This is a genomic window from Scandinavium sp., from assembly GCF_036271055.1.
Taxonomy (GTDB): Bacteria; Pseudomonadota; Gammaproteobacteria; order Enterobacterales; family Enterobacteriaceae; genus Scandinavium.
In genome coordinates this window covers 1-4,697 of the sequence record NZ_DATBBJ010000104.1, presented here as the reverse complement: position 1 = coordinate 4,697, position 4,697 = coordinate 1, and the positions used below count along the sequence as shown (strand labels likewise).

6 protein-coding genes are annotated in these 4,697 nt (G+C 54.0%); all 6 read left to right on the top strand.

Annotated features, from left to right (window positions below; translation table 11 throughout):
- Positions 1–37: 37 nt before the first annotated feature.
- Positions 38–880: a hypothetical protein gene (locus VH187_RS22165; protein ID WP_329703596.1), complete on the top strand. Its 843-nt coding sequence runs from the start codon at positions 38–40 to the stop codon at positions 878–880.
- 505 nt (positions 881–1,385) lie between these two features.
- Entirely contained in the window at positions 1,386–3,257 is a 1,872-nt protein-coding gene (locus tag VH187_RS22160; RefSeq protein ID WP_329703595.1) for an SNF2-related protein, read from the top strand.
- Between the two features lie 80 nt (positions 3,258–3,337).
- A complete protein-coding gene (locus tag VH187_RS22155; protein WP_329703594.1) occupies positions 3,338–3,565 on the top strand; it encodes a hypothetical protein in 228 nt (75 codons plus the stop codon).
- Positions 3,566–3,588: 23 nt separating this feature from the next.
- Positions 3,589–3,846, top strand: a complete 258-nt coding sequence (locus VH187_RS22150; protein ID WP_329703593.1) for a hypothetical protein — start codon at positions 3,589–3,591, stop codon at positions 3,844–3,846.
- A complete protein-coding gene (locus tag VH187_RS22145) occupies positions 3,843–4,076 on the top strand; it encodes a hypothetical protein (RefSeq protein WP_329703592.1) in 234 nt (77 codons plus the stop codon). Before VH187_RS22150 ends, VH187_RS22145 begins: the two co-directional genes overlap by 4 nt.
- Before the next feature lie 278 nt (positions 4,077–4,354).
- Positions 4,355–4,697: transglycosylase family protein (locus tag VH187_RS23515; RefSeq protein WP_414714037.1), on the top strand; the 343-nt coding region annotated here is incomplete at its 3' end.

Here is a 4,697-nt window from a genome sequence, read left to right as displayed (position 1 = left end):
CCGTACCAACCACCCTACTCCTAAGGGGAGACGATAGATGGGTTTTGTCAAGCAGGAGGCAGTAAAGAAGGGTTCTCGCGTTGACTACGTGAAGAGCATCATCACTCAGCTGAAAGAAGCTGACGGCGACATTGTGCTATGGCAGCAGGAACTGGTCAAGGACGCCAACATACCAGTTGCTGGCGTCTACGTTCCTGTCATGGTGGCACTGGAGTACCTCGGTCTCGTTGACCGGTACACCGCTGACGGTGACGAGAGCCTTGGTAAAGCCAACACAGGCTATGCCTGGGTAGGTGACAAGGTGAAAATCCGTCCCATCAGTACCAAGACCGAGCGGAAAGTAGGCTCGCGCAAGGTCGATGAGGAACCGGAAGAGGAAGAGGACTCCCCTCGCAGCCGGCGTGCCGGTAAGGCAAAGGCCGCTACCAAGTCCCGCCGTTCCCGTCGTGAGGAATACGATGAGGAACCAGAGGATGAGGAAGAGGAAGAGGACTACGAGGAGGAAGAGGAAGAGGCCCCTCCTCGACGTTCCCGTCGGAGTGGTGGGTCCGCCTCGCGTCGAGGGTCGAAGCGCTCGGCTACCGTGGAAGAGGACCCAGAGGAAGAAGAAGACGACGAGGATGAAGAGGAGGAAGAGTCCCCTCGTCGTCGCTCCCGGGCTGGTGGGCGGAGTGGCCGTTCACGAAGCAGGTCTCGGGACGAGGAGGAAGAAGACGATGAGGGGGAAGACGAGGACGAGGCGGACGAAGAGGAGGAAGAAGTCCCACGTCGGGCTCGTCAACGCGCACCCCGGTCAAGGGCCACTCAGAACAACGACGAGGAGGAAGCGGACGAAGAGGACGAGAGTCCTCGCCGCCGCCGTCGCCGGCGCGTCGCGTAGTCAAGAAGCAGCGACGTGTCGATAGGATAGTTGACAAGCTGGTACCGGCATCAAAGACTGTCAGCGTTGAAAAGCTGGCAGACACTTTGATAAGGTATCCCAATTGCAACTGTCACAAGTTAGGTCTCCTGCCGGGCATCTATGTCAGTGACCTCTGGATGCTCGGCGGAGGCTGCACAATGTCAGGGCCTGATGGTAAACCAGGTTGGGTTTGCCCCAGGCTCGATGCACTCAGACGGTACTACAAGCCCTGGGAACTCTTGCAAACGGGCGAGGATCCTAGGCCTCCACCACTCAAGCCGCAAGGCAAACGTAGTGGCAGAGGTAAGTACAGAAGACGTAAGTGATGTGGAGGTGGGTTCGACTCCCACCTTCACATTTGCTGCTGGGCGCCTAACCAACGCCGTCCGGGTATCGAGGCCCGGTCCCTGTGCAACAGGGGTGTCGGAACAAGAGACGAAGGCAGGGCGGGTGGTCCCCGCCACTAACCTAAGGAAGGAGAACTATGCCAGTAGCAACTAGAGCTACTGCCGCTATTCAAATCAGCGGTAAGGAGTTACTAGTCACTCCACCCAAGTACCCTTCATCAGAAGTGAAGGAGGTATTGGGCGGGAGGTGGGACAAATCACGCAAAGCGTGGCGCCTTCCTCCGACCAGTCTGAACATGATCACACTGGTTGAGTGGTATGGCAAAGGAATACTTGATGGTGCTCATCCCGCTATCAAGCACCTAGCACTAGCAGATTGGGGCTACACCGGTTTCGGTGCAAGCAACCAGGCGCTGTGGCAACGCGCTAAGGAACATCCGCATTGGGAGGATCTCTACGACTTCCAGCAGGAAGGTGTAGAATACATGGTCACTAACCCACACCGTGGAGCGTTGCTCGCGTTGTCACCTGGGCTAGGCAAGTCCCCTACTTCCATAGTTGCCGCAGACATACTAGAGGCGAAGAGGATACTCGTTGTTGCACCAGTCACACTGGCTAAACAGTGGATGGCTGAGTGGGACAAGTGGAGTTCAATGTATCGCAGCTGGTCGCGGGCAACAGCAGCGAACAAGGACCCAAGGACAGAGTGCGTAGTTACCAACTATGAAACGCTGTTCGAATCTGTGTTCATGGATGAAGATGGTGAGATATGGGAATATCCACCACTGGTCGATGACAACGGCGATATCGTCGGTGAGATCAGAGGACCAGGCCCACAGAAGAAGTGGGTACAGAATGGGCCCAAAGTAGAGGACAAACGTACCGGCAAAATGGTACCGGCGCGTAAGCGCATCGTACAGTGCCGGGAATCGTACTCAAAGATCAACTGGGACTTGTTGATAGTTGACGAGTCAATCCTGCTGAAGAACCGCAAAGCGGTGAAGGCAGACGTGCTAGAGGAACTGGCAGTATACTGTCAACAGGTGTGGCTCCTCAGTGGGTCACCTACCTCAAAGTTCCGCACGGACCTGTATCCTCAAGTCAAGGCAATCATGCCTCGTGGGTTCAGGTCATACTGGCGGTTCGCTGACTTCTTCTGTGTCGTGGACCGCGAAGGCTGGGGCTGGTCAATTGAAGGTGACAGGCCTGACCATGACCCAAAAAAGTACCTCAAGGACTTCATGTTTGTCCGCAACCAGAAGGACGTGCTTGAGGAACTGCCTGACTACATATATGAGCCAATTGACATTGAGCTCAATGCGGACCAACTCAAAGCGTTCACTGCCCTGGCAGAGGACTTCGAGACAACACTGGACACCGGTAAGAAAATTACCGCTGAAATCAAACTGGCACAGTACACCAGGATGATTCAAACAACCAGTAACCTTGTCAACCTCGACCGACACCTAAGGTCAAGTGCCAAAGAAGACCTCCTACATACCCTCATCCAACAAGACGACATTGAGTACCCTCTCCTTGTCTGGACTTGGTGGGTGCCTACCACACAGTCGATCTATGACCGGCTATACGATCACACCGATCTCGCAGTGGATATGGTCGTGGGTAGCATGGTCAGTGATGAAAAGGACGAAGTACTCACGGACTACAAGTCAGGTAACTTGGATGTCCTTATACTGCAAATGGGCGTGGGCAAATTCGGCCACAACCTACAGGACACTAGAACAGTGTTCTACCACGACCGACATTTCGACAGTGACGCATACCTTCAGACATTGCGCCGCGTGCGGCGTATCGGTTTGGAACATCGACCGAGGTTGATTGTTCCACGAGCTGATTACAGTGCTGACCCACTGGTCGAAATGAACCTGGCTGGCAAGCTCCAGTCAATCGCCCGCACTTCAAACCATGATCTGAAGGAGCTTATGAAGTCACTTGGCAGTAGAATGATACCTTGGTCAATCGACCGCGACCCGTGGGTGCCAGAATGACTTGGTGTGACGATCATCCCGATGAGGGAACTTCCGAGCAACCCAACCAGCCTGAATGGGCAAGTCGTCAAAGGAGAATAATGCCGGACATTTCCTTCCGCGGAATGCGGGAACAAGTACTCGATGCCTGCGCTGAGTTACATTCGCAGTTGCTCGATAAGGAAAGCGACACTCCTGATGAGCTGGTTGTGGAAGTCATTACAACCATTGCCCAAGTGGCAGTGCTCACTCACATTCAAATCGCTCAGGAGCTCAACGAGATCAAGCACATGCTTGCCACTCAAAGAGCTGAGCGAAAGTTCGACTAAGGACAGTTGACTAAGGGGGCAGTATGAGTATGTCATTTCTAAACTACCACTTCTGCATGATGATGGATGCCTGGCACGACGGTGTACTGAAGAAGGCACACGTCGATGACTTGACATTCCATGTTGATCGATGCACTACAGAACAGGAAGTTGCAGCAATCTACTGCATCATCAATGACTTGGATGGCGATGATGTTCCGGGTCTGGTCACTATGTACCGTGAGTACCGGAAAGAGCATCCTCGACCTATCCCGTCGAACGTTGTACTGGGGGACAATTGAAGCGACCATTACAGTTCGATGCAGAGTTTGACCTTTCAGTGCTCTCAGACAAGCAGCTTGCCTGGTTGACTGAACGAGCACAGAATCACCACTTCGATACTGTCCTACTGGACAGGATCGATAACGAAGGAGCAGCGATGACCATTCGCTATGACGATGGCATTGATATTCACTTCTTCGTGGAACCCGATGGCAACCCTACCGTAGAAGGCACGGATCGCTATCGGTAACAAGTAATCCTGACCGAAAGGAGGTAACTACTAGACCAACGCCCGCCCTTGGGCTAGGCGGAAATGTACGCAAGCGACAAGGGCGCTGTTCTAGAATCCCAACGACAGGAGTATAAGTGAAACGCATTACCTTAGTGCTGGGTCTATCGTGCTGCGGTGTTGCACTACCAGCAACGTCGTTTGCAAGCACGGTAACGGGACGACACTTCGGTGTGTACCGATATGTCTATCGACACGCTGTGAAGCAGTTTGGCGTCAAGACAGTGGGTTGTGAGTTGATGTATGCCTGCCACACTCCGGTAACGGATGAGGTGGTGGTCAGATCAACTCATACGCTTGAGCGTATGCTGTATCCACGTCCTTCCTTTCACTGGGTCGGACACGTGCCTGCACCACAGCCTGCACCCTACAGCAGTGGATGGGCGATTCCCTCGTCCATCGTCAGCTGTGAGTCATCGTTCCAGAACCTACCACCAAATAGCGCTGGGGCGTCAGGCTACTATCAGATCATTCCCAGTACATGGCTAGCGTACGGAGGTGGGCATTATGCCCCACAGGCGTACGAAGCCTCCCGAGTCGAGCAAGGCATCATAGCCGCTAAGATATGGGCCGGTGGTGCCG